The organism is Streptomyces sp. NPDC088354 (assembly GCF_044753585.1).
Taxonomy (GTDB): Bacteria; Actinomycetota; Actinomycetes; order Streptomycetales; family Streptomycetaceae; genus Actinacidiphila.
The window spans coordinates 344,254-366,517 of sequence record NZ_JBIVNJ010000002.1 but is presented as its reverse complement, the minus strand read 5'-3'; the positions used below and the strand labels follow the sequence as shown (position 1 = coordinate 366,517).

At 73.0% G+C, this 22,264-nt stretch carries 15 protein-coding genes and 1 pseudogene; 10 read left to right on the top strand and 6 right to left on the bottom strand.

Annotated elements, in window-relative coordinates; translation table 11 throughout:
* Positions 1-25: 25 nt before the first annotated feature.
* Entirely contained in the window at positions 26-1,237 is a 1,212-nt protein-coding gene (locus ACIP98_RS04945) for a pyridoxal phosphate-dependent aminotransferase (RefSeq protein WP_319658727.1), read from the top strand.
* A gap of 82 nt (positions 1,238-1,319) precedes the next feature.
* Complete coding sequence (locus ACIP98_RS04940; protein WP_319658726.1) at positions 1,320-1,712, top strand: hypothetical protein; 393 nt, start codon at positions 1,320-1,322, stop codon at positions 1,710-1,712.
* Between the two features lie 201 nt (positions 1,713-1,913).
* On the opposite strand, the gene ACIP98_RS04935 is transcribed toward ACIP98_RS04940, so the two are convergent.
* Positions 1,914-3,734: a phosphoenolpyruvate carboxykinase (GTP) gene (locus ACIP98_RS04935; RefSeq protein ID WP_319658725.1), complete on the bottom strand. Its 1,821-nt coding sequence runs from the start codon at positions 3,732-3,734 to the stop codon at positions 1,914-1,916.
* Between the two features lie 255 nt (positions 3,735-3,989).
* Here ACIP98_RS04935 and ACIP98_RS04930 point away from each other — a divergent pair, with 255 nt between their 5' ends.
* The 3 genes from ACIP98_RS04930 (at position 3,990) to ACIP98_RS04920 (ending at position 6,990) form a co-directional block, all read left to right on the top strand.
* Entirely contained in the window at positions 3,990-4,691 is a 702-nt protein-coding gene (locus tag ACIP98_RS04930; protein WP_319658724.1) for a hemolysin III family protein, read from the top strand.
* A gap of 132 nt (positions 4,692-4,823) precedes the next feature.
* Complete coding sequence (locus ACIP98_RS04925; protein ID WP_401973765.1) at positions 4,824-6,362, top strand: MFS transporter; 1,539 nt, start codon at positions 4,824-4,826, stop codon at positions 6,360-6,362.
* Positions 6,349-6,990 carry a TetR family transcriptional regulator gene (locus tag ACIP98_RS04920; protein ID WP_401973763.1) on the top strand — a complete coding sequence of 214 codons (642 nt, stop codon included), beginning with the start codon at positions 6,349-6,351 and terminating at the stop codon, positions 6,988-6,990. Before ACIP98_RS04925 ends, ACIP98_RS04920 begins: the two co-directional genes overlap by 14 nt.
* Positions 6,991-7,296: 306 nt before the next feature.
* On the opposite strand, the gene ACIP98_RS04915 is transcribed toward ACIP98_RS04920, so the two are convergent.
* Positions 7,297-9,327, bottom strand: coding sequence for a thioredoxin domain-containing protein (locus tag ACIP98_RS04915; RefSeq protein WP_319658721.1), 2,031 nt, complete (start codon positions 9,325-9,327; stop codon positions 7,297-7,299).
* Positions 9,328-9,735: 408 nt separating this feature from the next.
* Between ACIP98_RS04915 and ACIP98_RS04910 the strand changes: the two genes are divergently transcribed.
* Both ACIP98_RS04910 and ACIP98_RS04905 read left to right on the top strand, forming a co-directional pair.
* On the top strand, positions 9,736-11,037 hold the full coding sequence (locus ACIP98_RS04910) for a hypothetical protein (RefSeq protein WP_401973761.1): 1,302 nt from the start codon (positions 9,736-9,738) through the stop codon (positions 11,035-11,037).
* 314 nt (positions 11,038-11,351) lie between these two features.
* Positions 11,352-12,350: a helix-turn-helix domain-containing protein gene (locus tag ACIP98_RS04905; RefSeq protein ID WP_319658719.1), complete on the top strand. Its 999-nt coding sequence runs from the start codon at positions 11,352-11,354 to the stop codon at positions 12,348-12,350.
* A 55-nt stretch (positions 12,351-12,405) separates the two neighbouring features.
* On the opposite strand, the gene ACIP98_RS04900 is transcribed toward ACIP98_RS04905, so the two are convergent.
* Positions 12,406-15,786: a S8 family peptidase gene (locus tag ACIP98_RS04900; protein WP_401973759.1), complete on the bottom strand. Its 3,381-nt coding sequence runs from the start codon at positions 15,784-15,786 to the stop codon at positions 12,406-12,408.
* Positions 15,787-16,024: 238 nt separating this feature from the next.
* A pseudogene (locus ACIP98_RS04895) lies at positions 16,025-16,396 on the bottom strand (septum formation initiator); the annotation flags it as partial.
* A gap of 250 nt (positions 16,397-16,646) precedes the next feature.
* Here ACIP98_RS04895 and ACIP98_RS04890 point away from each other — a divergent pair.
* The gene (locus ACIP98_RS04890) at positions 16,647-19,838 is read left to right on the top strand and encodes a tetratricopeptide repeat protein (protein WP_401973980.1); all 3,192 of its coding nucleotides are present in this window, start codon (positions 16,647-16,649) and stop codon (positions 19,836-19,838) included.
* Between the two features lie 89 nt (positions 19,839-19,927).
* On the opposite strand, the gene ACIP98_RS04885 is transcribed toward ACIP98_RS04890, so the two are convergent.
* Positions 19,928-20,170, bottom strand: coding sequence for a hypothetical protein (locus tag ACIP98_RS04885; RefSeq protein ID WP_319658716.1), 243 nt, complete (start codon positions 20,168-20,170; stop codon positions 19,928-19,930).
* 4 nt (positions 20,171-20,174) lie between these two features.
* Positions 20,175-21,047 (bottom strand): mycothiol conjugate amidase Mca, encoded by an 873-nt coding sequence (gene mca, locus ACIP98_RS04880; protein WP_319658715.1) that lies wholly within the window; start codon positions 21,045-21,047, stop codon positions 20,175-20,177.
* A gap of 105 nt (positions 21,048-21,152) precedes the next feature.
* Here mca and ACIP98_RS04875 point away from each other — a divergent pair, with 105 nt between their 5' ends.
* Together ACIP98_RS04875 and greA are read left to right on the top strand one after the other, a co-directional pair.
* On the top strand, positions 21,153-21,563 hold the full coding sequence (locus ACIP98_RS04875; RefSeq protein WP_401973757.1) for a DUF4307 domain-containing protein: 411 nt from the start codon (positions 21,153-21,155) through the stop codon (positions 21,561-21,563).
* 174 nt (positions 21,564-21,737) lie between these two features.
* Positions 21,738-22,235: a transcription elongation factor GreA gene (gene greA / locus ACIP98_RS04870; RefSeq protein WP_319658713.1), complete on the top strand. Its 498-nt coding sequence runs from the start codon at positions 21,738-21,740 to the stop codon at positions 22,233-22,235.
* Positions 22,236-22,264: the final 29 nt, after the last annotated feature.

The window sequence follows — 22,264 nt, the reverse complement described above, 5'->3', positions numbered from 1 at the left end:
GTTACGTGGCCGTAAGCTCACGGACATGCAGGTGATCCAGTCCACGAAGCTCTCCAACGTCTGCTACGACATCCGCGGCCCGGTGCTGGAGGAGGCCATGCGGCTGGAAGCGGCAGGTCACCGCATCCTGAAGCTGAACACCGGCAATCCGGCGGCCTTCGGTTTCGAGTGCCCCCCGGAGATCCTCGAGGACATGCTGCGCAGCCTCGGCGGCGCGCACGGCTACGGCGACTCCAAGGGCATCCTCCCGGCCCGCCGCGCGGTGATGCAGCACTACCAGACCAAGGGCATCGACCTGGACGTCGAGGACATCTACCTCGGCAACGGGGTGTCCGAGCTGATCCAGATGGCGATGCAGGCGCTGCTGGACGACGGCGACGAGGTGCTGATCCCGGCACCGGACTACCCGCTGTGGACGGCGGCGGTCTCGCTGTCCGGCGGTACGCCGGTGCACTACCGCTGCGACGAGCAGGCGGACTGGTTCCCGGACCTCGCCGACATCGAGCGGAAGATCACCGACCGCACCAAGGCACTGGTGATCATCAACCCGAACAACCCGACGGGCGCGGTGTACGACGACGAGTTGCTGCGGCAGCTGACCGACCTCGCCCGCCGGCACAACCTGATCGTCTGCTCGGACGAGATCTACGACAAGATCCTCTACGACGGCGTCACGCACACCCCCACCGCGGCCATCGCCCCCGACCTGCTGACGCTCACCTTCAACGGGCTGTCGAAGGCCTACCGGGTGGCGGGCTACCGCAGCGGCTGGCTCGCGGTCTGCGGCCCCAAGGAGCACGCGACCAGCTACCTGGAGGGCCTGACGATCCTGGCCAACATGCGGCTGTGCGCCAATGTGCCGGCGCAGCACGCGGTGGCCACCGCGCTGGGCGGCCGCCAGTCGATCAAGGACCTGGTGCTGCCGGGCGGCCGGCTGGCGGAGCAGCGGGACGCGGCGTACGAGCTGCTGACGCAGATCCCCGGGGTCAGCTGCGTGCGGCCGAAGGGCGCGCTGTACGCGTTCCCGCGGCTGGATCCCAAGGTCTACAAGGTCAAGGACGACCAGCAGATGGTGCTGGACCTGCTGCGCGCGGAACGCATCCTGGTGGTCCAGGGCACCGGCTTCAACTGGCCCGAGCCGGACCACTTCCGGCTGGTCACCCTGCCCTCGAAGGAGGACCTGACGGACGCGGTCGGCCGTATCGGGCGGTTCCTGGACGGCTACGGCCAGCCGTAGTCCGGACCAATGTCTTGAATCACTCGCATCTTGGACTGAGTCCAAGCTAGGATGTACTCCTGAACGCAGGAGGAGTGCACCCATGTACGAGCCGATCCGCACCAAATCGGTCCATACGGCGACGGCGCCCCGCCTTCCGCGACGCAGCCGTGACGAGGAGCTGGACCTCCAGCTCGCCGGCCACCTCGCCGCCCTGCTGACCGTCACCGACGAGCTGCGGGGGTCGGCACCGTGCCCCGAGCTCGACCGCGCGGCGGAGCAGCTCGCGGAGGTGGTGGCACGACTGCACCAGGGCCGGCCGCCGCTCCGGCTCCCCGCCGGCCGCGGGGCCGGGGATCCCGCCCGCACGGCCGCCCTCCACCGGCGGGCGCACGCGCTCGCCGGCCGGGCACTGGTCGTCGCCGAGTCACGGCAGGACACGGAGGCGGTGGCGCTCGCCGAGCGCCGTCTCGCGGCCCACGCCGCGACCGTCTGAGGCACCACCGCCCGGGGCCCGGACACGACGTCGCACGCGTCATGTCCGGGCCCCGGGCTCTGTGAGGGTCGGCCGGACCCGTCCGGCGGGGGTTGGTCAGGGTCAGGGACCCCCCGCCACCGGGGCCGCGCCTACCGCCGGGACCGCCCGCCCGCGCCGCACACGCGAGGAGGGCCGGGGGACCCGGATTCCGGCGGGCGGTCAGCCCAGGCGCTTCACCAGGGCGCGGTACTCGTCCCACAGCTCCGTGGGCGTGTGGTCGCCGAAGGTCTCCAGGTGGGACGGGATGAGCGAGGCCTCCTCGCGCCAGGTCTCGATGTCCACCGAGAGCAGCAGATCGAGGTCCTTCTGCTCGATGTCCAGCCCGGCGACGTCCAGGGAGCCCTCGGCCGGGAGGATGCCGATCGGGGTCTCGACGCCCTCGGCCCGGCCGTTGAGGCGCTCGACGATCCACTTCAGCACGCGGCTGTTCTCACCGAAGCCGGGCCACACGAACCGGCCGTCCGCGTCCTTGCGGAACCAGTTCACGTAGTAGATCTTCGGCAGCTTGTCGGCGTCGTGCGTCTTGCCCAGCCCGACCCAGTGGCCGAAGTAGTCGCCCATGTTGTAGCCGCAGAACGGCAGCATCGCGAACGGGTCGCGGCGCAGCTCACCGACCTTGCCCTCGGCGGCGGCGGTCTTCTCGGAGGCGACGTTGGCGCCGAGGAAGACACCGTGCTGCCAGTCGAAGGACTCGGTGACCAGCGGGACCGCCGAGGCGCGGCGGCCGCCGAAGAGGATGGCCGAGATCGGCACGCCCTTGGGGTCCTCCCACTCGGGCGCGATCGTCGGGCACTGGGCGGCGGGCACGGTGAAGCGGGCGTTGGGGTGGGCGGCGGGGGTCCCCGACTCCGGCGTCCAGGAGTTGCCCTTCCAGTCCGTGAGGTGCGCCGGGAGCTCCTCCGTCATGCCCTCCCACCAGACGTCGTTGTCGTCGGTGAGGGCGACGTTGGTGAAGACCGAGTTGCCCCACAGGGTCTTCATCGCGTTGGCGTTGGTGTGCTCGCCGGTGCCCGGCGCGACCCCGAAGAAGCCGGCCTCGGGGTTGATCGCGTAGAGACGGCCGTCCTCGCCGAAGCGCATCCAGGCGATGTCGTCGCCGATCGTCTCCACGGTCCAGCCGGGGATCGTCGGCTCCAGCATCGCGAGGTTGGTCTTGCCGCAGGCGCTCGGGAAGGCGGCGGCCACGTATTTGACGGCCTCGGCCCCGCCGCGCGGCGGGGTGAGCTTCAGGACGAGCATGTGCTCGGCCAGCCAGCCCTCGTCCCGCGCCATGACCGAGGCTATGCGCAGCGCGTAGCACTTCTTGCCGAGCAGCGCGTTGCCGCCGTAGCCGGAGCCGAAGGACCAGATCTCGCGCGTCTCGGGGAAGTGCGAGATGTACTTGGTGGAGTTGCACGGCCACGGAACGTCGTCCTGGCCGGGCTCCAGCGGGGCGCCCACGGTGTGCACGGCCCGCACGAAGAAGCCGTCCTCGCCGAGCGCGTCCAGCACGTCCTGGCCCATGCGCGTCATGGTGCGCATGGCGGTGGCGACGTACGCGGAGTCGGTGATCTCCACGCCGATCGCGGACAGCTCGGAGCCGAGCGGGCCCATGCAGAACGGGACGACGTACATGGTCCGGCCGCGCATGGCGCCGCGGAAGAGTCCCTGCGGTCCGGTGAAGATCTCCCGCATCTCGGCGGGGGCCTTCCAGTGGTTGGTCGGGCCGGCGTCCTGCTCCTTCTCCGAGCAGATGAAGGTGCGGTCCTCGACACGAGCGACGTCGGTCGGGTCGGAGGCGGCGTAGTACGAGTTGGGGCGCTTGATCGGGTCGAGCTTCGTGAAGGTGCCCTGCTTCACGAGCCCGTCGGCCAGGCGCTGGTACTCCTCCTCCGAGCCGTCGCACCACACGATCTCGTCGGGCTGGGTCAGTTCGGCGATCTCGCCGACCCAGGCGATCAGGTCCTGATGATGGGTGGGAGCCGCATTGACGCGCGCCACGATCGCTCCGTTCCGCCCGGTGTGCACTCACCTGGCGTCAGTTTTCGAGGGTGTTTTGTTGGGACCCCTTGGGGGCTGCGACCCGGATGCTGCTTCGTGGGTTGCTCATCCGGTGCCGACCGCACTCATATGAGTATCAGGACAGGAAACGGGATCTGTCCAGGGCGCGTGAGGTGAGCAGCGCCACTCCCCCCGTCCGGCGACATCGCAAGTTACCTACAGGTAACTTACGCGAGCGTAGGTAGCATTGACCTCATGAGCTCCGTGGACGAGACTCCCGTTGTGCCTCCCGCCCTTGATGAACTCGCCGCCGTCGCCGCCCCACTGAAGCCCAAACTCCGGGGGTGGTTGCACGCGGGGATGTTCCCCGCCGTCCTGGTCGCGGGCGTCACCTTGACCGCCTTCGCGGAGAGCACCCGCGGGCGGATCGCCTGCGCCGTCTTCACCGTGACCGCCTGCGCGCTGTTCGGAGTGAGCGCGCTCTACCACCGCGGGAACTGGGGTCCGCGCGGCGAGGCCGTGCTGCGCCGCCTCGACCACGCGAACATCTTCCTGATCATCGCGGGCACCTACACGCCGCTCACCCTGCTCCTGCTGCCCACCGGCAAGCAGGAGATACTGCTCTGGCTGGTGTGGGCGGGAGCCCTGGCCGGCATCGCCTTCCGGGTCTTCTGGGTCGGCGCCCCGCGCTGGCTCTACACGCCCTGCTACATCGCGCTCGGCTGGGCGGCGGTCTTCTTCCTGCCCGACTTCATGCGGCGCGGCGGTGTCGCCGTGCTGGTACTGATCGTCGTCGGCGGCCTGCTCTACAGCGTCGGCGCGATCGTCTACGGCACCAAGCGCCCCAACCCCTCGCCGCGCTTCTTCGGCTTCCACGAGGTCTTCCACTCGTTCACCCTCGCCGCCTTCATCGCCCACTACGTCGGCATCTCGCTGGTGGCCTACAACCACGCGTAGCCCACCGCAGCGGCCCCGAGAGCCCCGCGCACCGCTCCGGCGGTCCGCGGGGCTTTCGCATACCCGCATTGACAGCTACCTTTTTTTGAGAGTCACTGTCATTTGATACCGGCTATCGGAAAGAGTCGCGCCATGACGACGAACGACCCCCGCCGCTGGTGGGCCCTCGGCGCGCTGGTGGCGAGCATGCTCGTCCTTGGTTTCGACATGACGATCCTGAACGTGGCGCTGCCGACCATGGCCGCCGAACTCGGCGCCGACACCGGCGACCAGCAGTGGATCGTGGACGCCTACACCGTGGTGTTCGCCGCCGCGATGCTCCCGGCGGGCCTGCTGGGCGACCGCTGGGGGCGGCGCCGGATGCTCGTCGCGGGCCTGGCGGTCTTCCTCGCCGGCTCGGTGCTCGGCGTCCTCGCCGGCAGCCCCGGGCCGGTGGTCGCCGCCCGCACGGTGATGGGCCTGGGGGCCGCGCTGGTCATGCCGCTCGCGCTGTCGGTCCTGCCCTCGCTGTTCGGGCCCGAGGAGCGCTCCAAGGCGGTCGGCGCCGTCACCGCCGCCATGGCGCTGGGCCTGCCGCTCGGGCCGATCATCGGCGGCGTCCTGCTCGACCACTTCTGGTGGGGCTCGATCTTCTGGGTCAACGTCCCGCTGGTCGCCGTCGGCATCACCGCCTGCCTCCTCCTGCTGCCCGAGACCCGCGACCCCGCCACACCCCGGATCGACCTGCCCGGCACCGCGCTGGTGATGACCGGGCTCGGCGCGCTGGTCCTCGGCATCATCGAGGCCCCGCGGCGGGGCTGGGCCGATCCGCTGGTGCTCCTCGCGCTCTTCGGCGCCGTCGCCCTGCTCGCCGGGCTGGTGCTGCGCGAACGCCGCCAGGAACGGCCGATGCTCGACGTCGGCCTGCTGCGGCAGCGCGGCTTCCTGTGGAACGCGGTCGCCGCGACGCTGGTGACCTTCATCCTCACCGGGCTGCTCTTCGTGCTGCCGCAGTACCTGCAGGCCGTGCTCGGCAACGACGCCCTGGGCACCGGCCTGCGGCTGCTGCCCATGATGGGCGGCCTGATGGTGGCGGCCCGGGGCAGCGCGCCGCTGGTCGCGCGGTTCGGGGCGCGGCCGGTGGTGACCGCCGGGCTGGTGGCGCTCGCCGGGGCCGCCGTGCTCGGCAGCCGTACCCAGGTGCACGACGGCTACGGGTTCACCGCTTTGTGGCTGTCGGTCACCGGGTTCGCCTTCGGCTTCGCGATGATCCCGGCCATGGACGCCGCGCTCGGCGCCCTGCCGAAGGAGCGCGCCGGCGCCGGTTCCGGGCTGCTGATGACCCTGCGGCAGACCGGCGGCGCGATCGGCGTGGCCATCCTGGGCAGCCTGCTCGCGGGCGCGTACACCGGCCGGCTCGACACCACCGGCCTGCCCGCCGCGGCCGCCGGCACCGCCGCGGGCTCCGTCGGCGCGGCGCACGCGGTGGCCGCCGCCCTGGGCGACCGGGCGCTGGCCGCCTCCGCGGACGCGGCCTATGTGCACGGCATGGACCTCGCCCTGCTCGTCTGCGGCGGCGCCTCGGTGGCGGCCGCCGTCCTGACCGCCCTCTTCCTGCCGGGCACGGGCGGGAAGACGCGGGCTACGGTGTCCGCCGCCGTGGCCGCGCCGGCGACCGATGCCCGACAATGACCACGTGACCGCACCGACGAGACCGACGAGCTCGACCAGACCCGGCCTCCGCGAGCGCAAGAAGATCCAGACCCGCCGGGCCATCCGCCGCGCGGCCTACCGGCTCTTCGAGGCGCAGGGGTACGACGGCACCACCGTCGAGCAGATCGCGGACGCGGCCGAGGTCTCCGCCAGCACGGTCTTCCGGTACTTCCCGACCAAGGAGGACATCGTCCTCACCGACGAGTACGACCCCGTCATGGTGGCCGCGCTGCGCGACCGCCCGGTGACGGAGCCCATCGTCGAGTCGGTGCGGCACGCCCTGCTGGGGCCGCTGCGGGAGATGTTCACCGACCCGGCCGAACTGGACGAGATGCGGCAGCGGCTGCGGCTGGTGCGCACCGTCCCGGCCATCCGCGCCCGCATGGGCGAGAACATCCAGGAGTCCAGCCGGCTGCTGGCCTCCGTCACCGCCGAGCGTCTGGGGCGCCCCGAGGACGACTTCGAGATCCGGATCGTCGTCGGGGCGCTGATCGGCGCCTGGAGCGAGGCCGTCTTCCACTGGATCGACACGGGCGGCGGCGACGACCTCGCCGCGATCCTCGACCGCGCGCTGACCCTGCTCGCGGCGAACCTGCACGGCCGCTGACGACCGCCGAGAGCGGCGCGGGTCCGGTTCGCCGGGCCCTGTCGTCCCATCGGCTCCGCCGGCCACCGCTGGAAGAGCCCCCTGCGCGGTGCGTCGCAAGGCGGCGGGTCGTCAGGAATCGCCGGAGCGGGGCCACTCGGACGCCTCGGCCGCTTCCCCGGGCCGAAGTCCGGGGAAGCTCCGCGCCTGGGGGCACCTCCGAGCGGGGCGGCCGGGGATGCGGCAACCGGGCCCGGACCCCGCACCGGTGGTCGGCTGGGTGATCGTGACGGGTCGACGGGGGCCCGGCTCTGCCGTACGCCGGGGTCAGCGCGCGCCGAGCTGCTCCCCCAGTGCTTCGGGGTCGGCCGTCGGGGCCGCGCACACGAAGTGGCGGCAGACGTAAGCGGCCGGACGATCGCCGATCAGCGGGCGGTCGGCCAGCAGGGCGTACTCGCCGGTGCCCGGCGCGCCGACGGCGACCACCGCGCCCGGGGCGGTGCCCAGCAGCGCGACGCGGTGCAGCGCCGCCGTCCCGGCGTCGTCCACCGGGCCGACCACCGCGACCTCGCGGGGACCGTCGAGCGCGGCCTCGGCGACGGCCAGCCCCCAGCCGATGAACCGCGGCACCCGGCCGGCGAGCGCGCCCACGACCCCGAGCGCCTGCTCGGCGGCCTCGCGGTGCCGGTCCGAGCCGGTGTACGCGGCGTACGACAGCAAGGCCCCGGCAGCGGCCGTCCAGCCCGAGGGCGCGGCGTTGTCGGTCGGGTCCTGGGGCCTGCGGATCAGCGCCTCCGCATCGTCCGCGGTGTCGTAGAGCGCCCCCGCCTCCCCGGTGAAGTGCCGCAGCACGGAGTCGAGCAGCAGCCCCGCGAAGTCCAGCCACACACCCTCGCCGGTCACCGCGGTGAGCGCGAGGAAGCCCTCCGCGACGTCCGCGTAGTCCTCCAGCACACCGGCGTTGACGCCCACGACGCCGTCCCGCGAGGTCCGGGCCAGCCGGCCGTGCTCGTCCATGTGGACCCGCACCAGCAGGTCCGCGGCCTCCACGGCCGCCGCGACGAGGTCCGGCCGCTGGAAGTACGCGCCGGTCTCGGCCAGGGCGGCGATCGCCAGCCCGTTCCACGCGGCGACCACCTTGTCGTCCCGGCCGGGGCGCGGGCGGGTCTCGCGCGCAGCGAAGAGCCGTTCCCGCACGGAGGCGATGCGCTCCGCGTCGGCCGGGCCCGCGTCGGCCGGGAGTTGGAGCACCGAGGCGCCCTCCTCGAAGGTGCCCTCCTCCGTCACGCCGAAGTGCGCCGCTGCCAGGGCCGCGTCCGCCGGACCCAGGACGTCCTCCAGTTCCGCCGGCGTCCAGACGTAGAACGCCCCCTCACCGTGACCGCCGCCCGGTTTGTCGCTGTCGGCGTCGAGCGCGGAGGCGAAGCCGCCCTCCTGGGTGCGCAGTTCGCGGACGAGGAAGTCGGCGGTCTCCAGGGCGACCCTGCGGGCCGGGTCGGAGCCGGTGGCGCGCCACAGGTGGGCGTAGACCCGGCACAGCAGGGCGTTGTCGTACAGCATCTTCTCGAAGTGCGGCACCACCCACTCCCGGTCCACGGAGTAGCGCGCGAAGCCGCCCCCGAGCTGGTCGTAGATGCCGCCGCGGGCCATCGCCTCGCAGGTGTCCGCGGCCATCTGCAGCGCGCCCTCGGAACCGGTGCGCGCGTGGTGCCGCAGCAGGAACTCCAGGGCCATCGACGGCGGGAACTTCGGCGCGCCACCGAAGCCGCCGTGCGCGGCGTCGTAGTCCCGGGTCAGCCCGAGCAGCGCCGCCGCGAGTTCCTCCTGTCCCGGCGGGGTCGTCCCGCCGAGGGCCATGGAGCGCGCGCCCAGGTCCTTCACGATGCTCGCCGCGACCTCCCCGACCTCGTCGCGGCGCTCGCGCCAGGCGGCCTCGACGCCCTGCAGCACCTGGCGGAACGAGGGCATGCCGTGCCGCGGGGCCGGCGGGAAGTAGGTGCCGAAGTAGAACGGTGCGCGCTGCGGGGTCAGGAACACCGTCATCGGCCAGCCGCCCTGGCCGGTGGCCGCCTGCACGGCCTCCATGTAGACGGCGTCGACGTCGGGCCGCTCCTCGCGGTCGACCTTCACCGACACGAAGTGCTCGTTGAGGTACGCGGCGGTCTCCCCGTCCTCGAAGGACTCCCCCGCCATGACATGGCACCAGTGGCAGGCCGCGTACCCGACGCTCAGCAGGACGGGCACCTGCCGGCGCTCGGCCTCGGCGAAGGCCTCCTCCCCCCAGGGCCACCAGTCGACCGGGTTGTCGGCGTGCTGGAGGAGATACGGCGACGTCGCGTCGGCGAGGCGGTTCGGCATGACCCCATCCTTGCCCATCGCGGCGGCGCTGACCCACTGCATCCTCGCCGCGCCCCGCTCTTTCCGGCAGCAGGGCGATCGGGACGCCCGTCGCCCCGGGGGCCGCACCGCTGGGCCCGCCGCGAGCGCATTCGTCCCCCGCGGTTCCCCTCCTGGTACAGCGGACGGGCTCCGGCAGGAATCCGGCGCCTGGACGGCAAGCGGCGCGGATCGCCCTGCGCCGGGTGCGGCGGACACGGCGCCAGGGGTCGCGTCGCGCCGCAGGTGAGGCACGCCGGCGGCTCCGGACGATCCGCCGTCCGCTGCGCCGGCTCCTACAACCCTTCGACGACGGCGGAAGTCTCCTGTGGAGCACGTGTTCACCCTTGGTTCAGCCGTCGGCAGCCGCCACTTCACTCAGAGGATTCCATGACTCCCACTTCTCACGGCCACCGTGCCCTCCGCTGGACCGCCGGTACCGTCGGTGCCCTGGCGCTGATGGCGCTGGGTGCCGCCCCCGCCGGTGCCGCGGACCCGGCACCCGGGGTGGTGCTGGGCAAGATCGCCCCGATCGACGGGGTGAAGCCCGGCAGTGCGCTCAGCGTGCCGATCTCCTTCACGAACACCGGCCCCGCGGCGCTCGACAAGGTCTGGATGGAGTTCGACGTCACCCGCGGCCTCAGCCACACCGAGGTGCCCTCCAACTGCGGACGCTGGGATGGCCAGGCTCACGATGATCTGCCGGCCTTTTCGAACCTGCTCTGCGAGTTCGACCAGCCGGTGAGACCCGGCGTCGTCTACGCGCTGGAAAAGCCAGTGGCCCTGAAGGTCCTCGACCACTCCTTGTACGACCTGTTGAGGGTGGCGATCTGGGGCACCGAACCCGTTTCGGAAGGCGGGTTCGAGCCGATACCCGGCACCGCGCCCGCGGTGAAGCTGGTCGAGCGGCCCGACGACACCCCGGCCGCCCCGGGCTCCGCCCGGCCGGACGGCGGGGACTTCGCAACCGTCGACGTGACCGCCGAGAACACGGCCGACTTCCAGGTGACGGGTGCCCGGCTGGAGGGCGGGGTCGGCGACACGGTCCCGCTGGAGGTGAAGTTCACCAACGCCGGGCCGGGCTGGGTGCTCCGGGACGGCGTCTCCCCGGCCGTCGTCCGCATCAAGATGCCGGCCGGTACGTCGGTCGCCAAGTCCGCCGGATTCTGCAGGAACCTGGGGTCGGCGACGTACGAATGCGGCATGGGCGACTCCTGGGTCGACGAGCACGGCGGGCAGACCTATGACTTCAAGCTGAGGATCGACAAGGCGGTGCCGGGGGCCAAGGGCTCGGTGGCGCTCGCGGGGAAGCTCCCCCGCCCCTTCGACACCGTCAGGTCGAACGACACCGCGGACATCCTGCTCGACGTCGCCGGTGCCGGGGCCACGGGCGGCAGCGGCTCGACAGGCACGACCGGAGGCTCCGGGACGGCCTCCGGCGGTTCCGGAACGGCCTCCACCGGAGGCTCCGGCTCGACGTCCGGCTCGACGTCCGGCTCCGGGACCGGCGCCACGGGCGGCAGCTCCACCACGCGCAGCACGGGCACCACCGGCCTCTCCTCCACCGGCGGTGCCCTGGCGTCCACCGGCTCCGGTTCGGTCCTGCCCCTCACCGCCGCCGCTGCCGGGACCCTGGCCCTCGGCGCGGGCGCCCTCCTGGTGGCCCGCCGTCGCGCCGACCGGCAGCGGTAACCGCGCCGGGTCGGACGGGGCGGGCATGAGCCCGCCCCGTCGCGGCGCAGGTCAGGACTCCTGCGTCACACCGGCGGCAGTTGCGGTCCCCGCCGAGCAGCACCGGCACCCCGCGCTCCCGGGCCGCGCGAACGCCTCCCGCCCCACGGTCACCGGTGCACGGTGCACGGTGCACGGGTCTCGTGCCGCCACGCGGTTGCCCTCGGCAACCGACGTTGTCCCCGGACGGATGGGCTGATGGAATCCAACGCCGGACGAAACACGTTCTCCGACGCGGACCCCGGATCGCGCCGGGCGGTGACGGGAGGGACGACATGCTGGAGACGGTGGGCCTCACGGCCGCCGAGGGCGATGTGTACCGCCTGCTGCTCGGCCACGAGTCGGCGTCCGCCGAGGAGGTCTCCGGCCGCTGCGGCCTCGACACCGCGGCGGTCCGGCGGCTGCTGCTCGCGCTGGAGGCCAAGGGGCTGGCGTACCCGGTGGAGGACAGCCCCGGCTGGTTCGCCGCCATCCCGCCGGAAGTCGCCCTCGTACCGCGGCTCCAGCGCCACTCCGAGGACCTGGACCGGACCCGCGTGGCGGTGTTCGAGATGGTGCAGGCGTACCAGCGCGGCGCGCGGGCCCGGGTCGGGGGCGAGGCGATCGAGATCATCAGCGGCGCGGCCGCCCTGCGGCAGCGGCTGCGGCAGCTCCAGGACAACAGCCGTCACGAGATGACGTGGTTCTGCAAGGCCAGTTACGTGGCCATGTCCCCGGAGAGCAACCAGGAGCAGTTCGCCGCGCACGCCCGGGGCGTGCTCTACCGGGTCCTGTACGAGCAGGCGTACTTCGACGACCCCGGCGCGGTCGACAACGTCGTCAGAGGGGTGCACGCCGGCGAGGTCGCCCGCGCCGTGCCACGGCTGCCGCTGCGGATGGCGGTCTCCGACCGGTCGGTGGCCGTCCTGCCACTGGCCTCCTCGGGCGCCCCCGGCAACCCCAAGGAGCTCAAGGCGGCGCTGGTGCGGGAGAGCAGTCTGCTGGAGGCGCTGATCGACCTGTTCGAGCGCTACTGGGAGGTCGGCGCCCCGCTCCGGGTGACCGAGGAGGGCCGGATCGGCGGCGCGGGCCCCGAGGACGCCGCGTCGCTGGCCCCGGAGGACCGGCACCTGCTGTCCCTGATGGTGGCCGGCCTGACCGACGAGGCGATCGCCGGGCAGCTCCGCGTGAGCAAGCGCACCGTCCAGCGTCGCATCCAGGGACTGATGGGCCTCGCGGGCGTCGCCACCCGCATGCAACTGGGATGGCACGCGGCGCGCCGCAACTGGCTCTGAGCGCCGCGCAGCCGCAAGCGCGGTCCCGCGCTTGCGGCTGTGCTCGCGGTCGCGGCTACTTGAGCAGGTAGGCCCTGATCACGGTCTCCTTGAAGGAGTTGCCCGCCGCGTCCTTGACGTAGGTGCGCAGGCTGACCGATCCGCCCGAGGAACGGTGCGGGCTGTCGGCGGTCACGGTGCGCTGCGTGCCGGTTCCCTTGACCGCGGCCGACTGCCACGTCCGGCCCTCGTCGTAGGAGACCTCGACGGTGAGGGTGCGGATCGGCGACTCGGCGGCGCCGGGCGTCCGCTGGACCAGGACCGGGATGCGGAGCTCACGACCGGCCCTGGCACGGTTCCACTCGTCCAGTTCGGGCGACATGCGCACCGCGTACAGCGGCAGCGCCTGACGGGTCGCGGTGGTCTGCGACCGGAAGCGCCATTCGGCCGACACATGGGTGGAGACCGAGCTGGGGGCGAGGTCGCGGTCCTGCTCGACCGTCAGGCGGTAGTCGGCGGGGGTCGGGTCGGCGGGGACGTCGCTCATGCTCCAGTCCTCGGAGACGAGTTCGCCGTTGCGCCGCAGCTCCACCGCGGGCAGGCCCGCCGTCGTGTCGGCCACCAGATCGAGGTTGCCGTTCGCGGCCGACTGGAAGGGGCGGTAGACGGTGTCGCCCTCGCGGAAGGCGGCCATCTGCGACGAGAGGCCCAGGGCCTGGACGCCGCCGTTCCAGCGCTCCTCGACCCTGGCGCCGGCCTTGTAGCCGTGCAGATCGCCGAGGTAGCTCTGTCCGCGGGTGTCCGGGTCGAAGATGTTGTTCTGGTCGAAGGCCGCCTGCCAGCGCAGGCCCTCGGCCGCGGAGAACCAGTCGACCCGCCGGGTCGGGACCGGCAGCCCCGTCATCGAGGGTGCGCTGAAGCGGACGTTGTCGACGTACATCCAGACGAGGCGGGCCGCGGTGGTTCCCGGGGTGGTGGCGGCGAAGGTGGTGTCCACCCTGGCCAGTTCCGACGCGCGGGGACGGTACCCCGGGTCGGCCGGGATGGCGCCGTGCACCGGCCGGGAGAGGTAGTAGACCGACGAGGGATTGCCGTCCGGGCCGGTGGGGTCACCCCAGACGGTGCTGACGAGGTAGGTGAACTTCCCGTCCTTGTCCCGGGCCGTCGGGGTCGCGTACACGCCCTCGATGTGGTCCTCGCCGACCGCGTTGTTCATGGTGACGGAGAGCAGTTCGTCGCCCAGGCTGATGGTGCCGATCTCCGCCGAGAGGATGCGCGCCGCGCGGCTCGGCGCCGAGACGGTCACGGGCTTCGCCTTCCGTGCGTCGACGGCGACCTGCCGGTCGGCGGTCATCACGACCTTCGGCACGCCCACGATGACGCCCTCGGTGAACGACGCGTCGAAGAAGAAGCCGCTCACCGAGTAGGTGTCCTTCGGCAGCCGCACCACGGTGCTGTTCTTGCCGAGCGCCTCCACCTCGAAGGACTTGCGGTCGGCCGACTGGACGAGCAGGTACGCGGTGTCGGGGGCCGCGCCCGTGCGGCTCTTCATGTCGATGCGCAGGTCGTAGGACGGCTGCTCGAGGTCCAGGCCGAACGGGACGCGCACCGACACCTGGCGGTCCGCGGTGCTCGCGGTCACCACGCCGCTGTAGGCGGCGTAGGCCGTGGTGGCCTCCGGGGTCCCGGTGAGGGTGACGTCCGCCGTTCCGTGCGCGGGGACGGTGACGGTGTCGGCGCTCAGCCGGAACAAGCCTGCGGGGGCGGGCTTGTCCAGCAGGCCGCTGCTCGCGTTCTGGGCCAGCCGGAGGGTGACCGGGGCTGCGCCCGGGTTCCGGTAGGTGATCTTCCGGCTCACCGGCGGCCGCTGGGCGTCGGTCCAGCGGACCAGCCCGAAGTCCACTGCGGCGACGTCGGCGGTGACCTCCTGGTCGACCGCCCGGGCGACGTCGACGCGCCCGGCGCCCTGGTAGTAGGCGCCGTGCTCCAGGGCACCGGTCGCCGACTGCATCAGCTGACGCTTGACCTGCTCGGCGGTCCAGTCCGGGTGCTGCTGGAACAGGATGGCGGCGGCGCCGACCACGTGCGGCGTGGCCATGGACGTGCCGTCCATCGCGATGTAGCCGTCGTCGGCGGTGGTGCCGCCCGCCCTGGCGGCGACGACACCGACGCCGGGGGCGATGATGTCCGGCTTGAGGCCGGAGTCGCCGGTCCGCGGGCCGACCGAACTGAAGACGGCGCGGTCGTCGTCGGCCTCGGCGGCGCCGACGGCCAGCGCGCGGTCCGCGGAGGCGGGCGAGGAGACCCTGCTGCCGGAGCCGTTGTTGCCGGCCGCGGCCACCACCAGGACGCCGTAGTCACGGCTGACGGTGTCGACCATGGCCTCGACGGCGTCGGTCTCCGGCGTGTCCGTGTCGCCCAGGCTGAGGTTGATCACCTTGGCGCCGTGCTGGGCGGCCCAGGCCAGACCCTCGATGATGGCGGAGTTGTCGCAGTTGCCGTCCCCGGTGCACACCTTGCCGGACAGGATCTGCACACCGGGTGCCACGCCCTTGTACCGGCCGTCGGAGAGCGTGCCGGATCCGGCGATGGTCGAGGTGACGTGGGTGCCGTGCCCCATCAGGTCGTCGGTGTTCGGCTCGCCGGTGAAGTTCGCCGACTCGGTGACGAGGCCCTTGAGGTCCGGGTGGTCGGGGTCGTAACCGGTGTCCAGCACCGCGACCTTGACGCCGGTGCCGGTCCAGCCCTTCTCCCAGGCGTGCGGGGCGCCGATGCGGGTCGCCGTGCTCTCGGCCTGGACCGTGGAACGCCCGTCGAGCCAGACCCGGCGCACCCCCGCGCCGAAGGACGTGGCGCCCGCCTGGCCGGGGGCGATGCCCTTCCAGAACGCCGCGGCGTCCTCGCGGTGTTCGGCCAGGGTCGCGAAGGGGGTTCCGGCGACGGTCCGGGCACCGTCGGCCCCGGCCGCGGTGAGCCGGCGCTCGGCGGTGCCCGCGTCACCCGCGTACTGGACGATCAGCGGCAGGCTCGACCGCTCGGCGTACTTGCCCGCGACCAGGGCCGAGACATTGAACAGCGCCGCGTCGAGGCGGTCGGTGGCCAGCAGGGGGAGGGCGTCGGCGGGTATGACGATCCAGTCCCGGCCGTCCTGACGCTTGACGAACGTGATGTGCTCGCGCCCCTTGGCGGGCTCGACCGTGACGCTCTGCCTGCCCGAGGGGTCCGTGTCCAGCGTGACCCGGTCACCGGTGATCAACGTGACCTGCTGCCGGGTGATCCCGGCCGCGCTGCCCTGCGCGCCGGAGCCGGACTGCCCGCCGCTCCGCCCGGTGTCCCGGCCGGTGTCCTGGGCCGCGCCAGGAGTCGCGGTCAGACCTGCCAGCAGCGCCGCGAGAGCGGCGGCCGCCACGTACTGCGGCCGCGGGCTCCGCACCCTCGGCCGCCACCTGCTGTTCATGTGTCTCATGGCGGGAAAGCATGTCCCCGCTGATGGCGGGGGTCAGTACCCCTTGGCTGTCCAGCAGGTGCCAAGTCACCTTTGCGCCACGGCGCGGGGGGTACGAAGCGGCCCAGACAGGGACGAAGTCACGGGCACGGCCCGGTGGCCGCCACGTGCCCCGGACGCCTTCCGGCGCCGCGCCGGTGCGCCGTGAACCCCCCACCGCCGGATTCGGGCCGCGGGCTCGGCCTGCGCGAGCCGCCACAGCCCGCGGCTCCGCGGGCACGACCAGCAGGCCCACGTCCGTCTGCGCCAGCGCCTCGGTCACGGCCTCGTCCATGCGCCGCGGCAGATCCACCACGACCACTCCGCCACGCCGCCGGGCGGCGCCCATGACCGACCGCATCGCCCGCGGCGGAACGACCACCGTGTCCCCGCGGTCCCAGCTCAGCACGCTCAGGGCGTGCGCCCGCGGCAGTGCCTCCTCCAGAGCGCCGCTGTTGACCCGGCCCCGGGACTCGGCGAGGTCCGGCCAGCGCAGACCGGCCACCCTCTCCGCACCGAGCAGCACGTCCAGACCGCCGCCGAGCGGGTCGGCGTCGACGAGCACCGCGCGCCGCCCGGGCCGGTTCGGGGCGCTCGACGCCGGTCCCCGGACCGGGCGTCGCACTGCGTGCGCGCGAACCGCACAAGCCCCGCCACACACGGCGCGCGACGGCTGCGCCTCGGTGCACGCCCGCGTCGCGGGGGCCGTGCCGGGCGCCGCGCTTCCACAGCCCCGGCCGTACCGATGGTGTCGCATGTGGCCGGTTCGGCAGGACACTTGGGTCCTGGCTCGGCGACCGAGGGGGATCGTGTTGACGAAGCGGACTGCGGAACTGCACCCGTCCGACCGGACCGAGGTGTCACGGCTGCTGGAGCGCGCCGTGGCCGGAGAGCGACGGCGCAGACGCCCCGAGGACGCCGAGGAACTGCTGCGCAGGGGACGCGCGGCACTCGACGGGATCGCCGGGGAGGCCGCGGACGAGTACGCCGCCTACGCGGCCGCACGGCACGCCGAACGCGCCGGGCGGCGCACCGCGATCGGCACCCCCGCCCTGGTGACCGCCGTGGCGGCGGTCGCGGCGTGCGTGGCCGACCTCGGCTGGGGCACCGGCGCCGGTACGGCACTGGGCACCGCCGCCGTCGTCGCCGTGGCGGGGGCGGCCACGACGGCGGCCCGTTCCGCGCGCGGGTCCCGCGCGGGCGGCGGGCGCACCGGTGAACTGCGCCGCGCCTGGCTGGAGGCGGTCGACCGGCGCGGCGTCCGCCCGTTCCTGGAACGGCAGCTCACCGCGCCCGCCCCGGCGCCCGCGCCGGGTCCGGCCCTGCCGCCGCAGCGGCGCACCGACCGCAGCGCCGCAGCGCGCGGCCGCAGCGCGCTGGAGCAGTCCTTCGCGCAACTGCCCGTCGCCGACGGGCCGTTCACTGGCCGCCGGGACCATCTGCGGCAGATCGCGCAGTGGGTCCACCAGGCCCGGGTCTCCCCCGCCAGCGGGCCCGTGGTGGTCGTGCTGCACGGCCCGGCCGGCTCCGGGCGCACCACGCTGGCCGTCCGCGCCGCCCAGCAGCTCAAGGACCAGTTCCGCGGTGCCTGCGTGGTCGACCTGCGGGGAGCGGCCCCCGGCGAGCGGCCGCTGCCCACCCGGGACGCGCTGCTGCACCTGCTCAACCGGCTGGGAGCGCCCCGCGAGCAGTTGCTCTTCCGCGAGCGCACCTCCCAGGAGCAGCATCTGCGGCGCCTGGCCGACGAGTACCAGAAGCGGCTGACGGGTGTGCCGGTCGTCGTCGTCCTGGACGACGCGGCCGACGCCGGACAGGTCCGGGACCTGGTCCCCGAGCGGTCCGACAGCCTCGTGCTGGTCACCGCGGCCGGCCCGCTGGCGCTGGACGTCCCGGCGGCGCGCGTGCACGACCTTCCCCTGGAGCCCCTGACGGCGGGCGCCTCGCGGAAGTTGCTGGCCGCGCTCGGCGGGGACGGCGGGGGCGGCGGGGACGGCGCCGGTGACGGCGCGCCGGACGGGACCGCCGCCGGCGCCGAGGAGATCCGGCGGCTGTGCGGCGGCCTCCCGCTGGCGCTGCGCATCGCCGGCAGTTCGCTGCCCGAGCGCGGGGTCGCGGTCCTCGCCGCGGAGCTCGCCGCCTACGGCCCGCTCGACCCGGTCGAGCGGGCGCTGGCGCTGCGCTACCACGACCAGCCCGAGCCGGCCCGCAGGCTGCTGCGGCGGCTGGCGCTGGCCGGGCGCACCAGTCTCGGCGCGGCGGCGGCCGCGGCACTGCTGGCGGCCGACGAGCAGGAGGCGGGACGGCGGCTGGGCGAACTGGCCGCGGCCGGGCTCATCGAGCACGTGCGCGGCAGCCGCTACCGGCTGCACGACCTCGTACGCCGCTTCGCGCACGCGCGCCTGCTCGACGAGGAGGACCCGGACGAGCGCGCCGCCGCCCAGGAGCGGCTGATCCGCAGCTACGCCGAACTCGCGGACTCCGTGATCCGCCTGGTGGACGGCCGCACCTCCACCCGCGCCGACCGCTTCGGGCCGCAGGGCTTCGCCTCGCTGGACCTCGCGCTGCGCTGGCTGGACGAGGAGTCCAGCTTCATCACCGCCGCCCTGCGGCATGCCGAAGGCGTCGACCAGCGGGTCGTGCAGCACCTGCTCGGCGCGCTGTGCGACTACTGCCTGCTGCGCGGCGACCTGTACCGGCTGGGCGAGATCAGCGAGCTGGCGCAGCGGCACCAGCGGGAGGCCGACCAGAACGTGCTGGTGCGCTCCGTGCAGTGGCGCACCGGGATCGCCGCCCGGCAGCTCGGCGAGCTCGACAAGGCCCGTTCCACGCTCTCGTCCGTGGTCGACCTGTACTTCGAGGCGCAGCACCCGGCGGGCGCCGCCCGCGCGCTGTGCAGTCTCGGCATCACGCTCCAGCAGCAGGGCAGCCTGCACGAGGCGGAGGAGAAGCTCCGTGAGGCCCTGGAGCTGCAGGCGGCCGAGGAGCTGCGCGCCGACCGGGCGTGGACGCAGCACGCGCTGGCGGCGGTGCTGCGCGACGCGGGCCGGCTGGCGGAGGCCCACGACCTGCTGACCGAGTCGCTGGCCCTGCACCGCGAGAGCGAGAGCGTGCACGGCCAGGCCTGGGCCCATCTCCAGCTGGGGCAGTGGCAGTTGGCGGTCGGTGACGCGGACCGCGGCGAGGCCGAACTACGGGCCGCGGGCGAGTGCTACGCCGCCACCCGCGATCCGCGCGGCACCGCCTGGACGGCCACCCAGCTCGCCCGTGCCCGGCTGCTGCGCGGCGACGCCCCGGCCGCCCAGCGGGTCCTGGGCGACGCCCTGACCCGGCACCGGGCCAACGAGGACGCCCGCGGCGAGGCCTGGTCGCTGTACTACCTCGGCCAGGCGCTGGAGGAGGCCGGCGAACTCGACCCCGCGCTGCGGGCCCTGGAGCGTTCCCGGACGATGTTCAGCCGCATGCGGGACGTCTACGGACTGGCCTGCGCCCGGCACCACTCGGCGCGGGTCACCCGCGACCAGCGCGCCGCCCTCACCGGCAATCTGCGCAACAGCGGTTTCGCCCGCCAGTTGCTCCAGGACGCCCGCGCCGACTTCCGCCGCATCGGCGTACCGCACGGCGAGGCCTGGTCCTGCGTCGAACTGGCCGTGATCGACGCGGGCAACGGCCGCGTGCCGGAGGCGCTGGAGCTGCTGCGGGACGCCGAACGGCTCTTCGCCGCCCTGCCCGACCGCCGCGGCGCGGACTGGTCGCGCTTCCTGCGGTGCACGCTGCTGCCGCTGCTGACCGAGGACGGCGCCGCCGAGGCGCGCGAGGGGCTGTCCGCGCTGCTGCGGGACACCTACCAGGGGCGCGACCTGGACCTGGAGGAGTACGCCGAGGCGTACGCCCTGCTGCTGGAGCGCGGCGTCGAGCCGGGCACGCCGTGGGAGGCCTGGCGGTTGGGCATGGTGCCGTCACGCGGAGCGCGGATGGCGATGACTCCGCCGCCGGCGGACCGCGCCTCCGACCGGCGCCCGGGCTGAGTACGGGGCTGCCGGGGCGCCGCGTCAGGGCATGCCACGGCCCCGGGCGGTCGTCGCCCGGGGTCCCGCGGCGTGCTGCGGCTGCCGGATCAGCCGGCGCGGCCGGCGCTCTTGCCGGGAACCGGCGCCGCGTCGGCGGCGGAGTCCGGCTCCTCGACGAAGTCGATCTTGTGCATCTGCTTGTTCATGTTCTTCATCAGCCACCACAGGGAGAGGCCGATGAGGGCGAAGATGACGAAGCCCAGGAGTCCGGGCGTCACCTTGTTCTCGTCGAGGTCCTTGACGGCGAGAGGAACGAGCTGGGCTGCGGCCGTGCCGAATGTCGCGTTCACGCGCTCAATTCTCCCGGATGCCCGCGAAGAGGTCGTCCTCGGGGAGGGTGGTGTCCACGCGGGACTGCGCGAGCTCGTAGTCCTCGTTCGGCCAGACCTCCTTCTGGATGTCCATCGGCACGTGGAACCAGGCGCCGTCGGGGTCGATCTGGGTGGCGTGCGCGAGCAGCGCCTTGTCCCGGATCTCGAAGAAGTCGGCGCACGGCACATGGGTGGTCAGGGAGCGCTCGGGCCTGTCGAAGGTCTTCCACCGCTCCAGCCACTCCCCGTACGGGGACTCCAGGCCGCGGGCGAGCAGCGCCTCGTGCAGGGCGACGGTGCGCTGCCGGTTGAAGCCCTGGTTGTAGTAGAGCTTCAGCGGCGTCCAGGGCTCGCCGGCCTCGGGGTAGCGCTCCGGGTCGCCGGCGGCGTCGAAGGCGATCGCCGAGATCTTGTGGGTCATGATGTGGTCGGGGTGCGGGTACCCGCCGTTCTCGTCGTACGTGGTGATCACGTGCGGGCGGAACTCGCGGATGAGCCGCACCAGCGTCCCGGCGGCCTCGTCCACGTCCTGCAGGGCGAAGCAGCCCTCGGGCAGCGGCGGCAGCGGGTCGCCCTCGGGAAGGCCGGAGTCGACGTATCCGAGCCAGGACTGTTTGACGCCCAGGATCTCGCGGGCCTCGTCCATCTCCTTGGCGCGGACCTCGTGGATGTGCTCCTCGATGTACGCGTCGCCCTGGAGCTTGGGATTGAGTACGGAACCGCGCTCGCCTCCCGTGCAGGTGGCGACCAGGACGTCGACGCCTTCGGAGACGTACTTGGCCATGGTGGCCGCGCCCTTGCTCGACTCGTCGTCGGGGTGGGCGTGCACGGCCATCAGTCGCAGCTGATCGGTCAAGGTTGGATCCTCAGTCGGGGGTACGAGTAGCGACTTCTATAGTGACCGAAGCAAGGGGCTGATTAATTCCAGGGCGGGATTCCCCGCCCCCGGGAGGACTGATCGATGAGCGCGGTGACCCGGCAGGCACCCGAGGGCCGGTACGGCCGGAGCGCGGACGCGGACGCCCGCGCCGACCGCAAGCTCAAGGTCATCGGTGCCGTACTGGGCGCGTTGACGCTGGTCCTGCTGGTGTGGATCGGCTGGGACAAGATCGCCGGCACGGAGGTCAGCGGCCAGGTCATCGCCTTCCAGGTGGTCTCCGACCACGAGGTCCAGGTCCATCTGGAAGTGCGCAAGAACACGGACGTCACCGCGGTGTGCACCCTGCGCTCGGTGGCCGAGGACCACTCCGAGGTGGGCCGCCGGGATGTCCGCCTCAATCAGCACAGCGGTCGCGTCGACACCGTGGCCACCATTCGCACCACCAGTCGCGGGACTTCCGCGGAGCTGATCGGCTGCCAGCCGACACACTGATCACGCCGACCCGGCAGGTACCCCCCTGACCTGCACTGATGCTCTCTTGATGTTTTTCCTCTCGCCGATTGTCGGGGGAAATTGTTAGGCTCGTGGTTTCGCCCTCCCGCGAAGACGCATCTTTCTGGGTAGGGCGTTCATTTGTAAGCAAGCGAGTACCGACGAGGAGCACCTGTGACCCAGACCAGTGAGAACGTCACCTGGCTGACCCAGGAGGCGTACGACCAGCTCAAGGCCGAGCTGGAGCATCTGTCTGGTCCGGCGCGCGCCGAGATCGTCGCCAAGATCGAGGAAGCCCGCCAGGAAGGCGATCTCAAGGAGAACGCCGGCTATCACGCGGCGCGTGAGGACCAGGGCAAGCTCGAGCTCCGGATCCGCCAGCTGACGCAGCTGCTGCAGCACGCCAAGGTGGGCGAGGCCCCCGCGGACAACGGCGTTGTCGCGCCCGGCATGGTCGTCACCATCGCCTTCGACGGCGACCCGGACGACACGCTGACCTTCCTCCTCGGCTCGCGCGAGTACGTGTCGTCGGACCTGGAGACCTACTCGCCGCAGTCCCCGCTCGGCTCGGGCGTGAACGGCAAGAAGGTCGGCGAGAACGCGAGCTACGAGCTCCCCAACGGCAAGAAGGCCTCGGTGAAGATCATCGAGGCGAAGCCGTACAGCGGCTGACCACGGCGGGCGCCGGCACACCGGCCCCC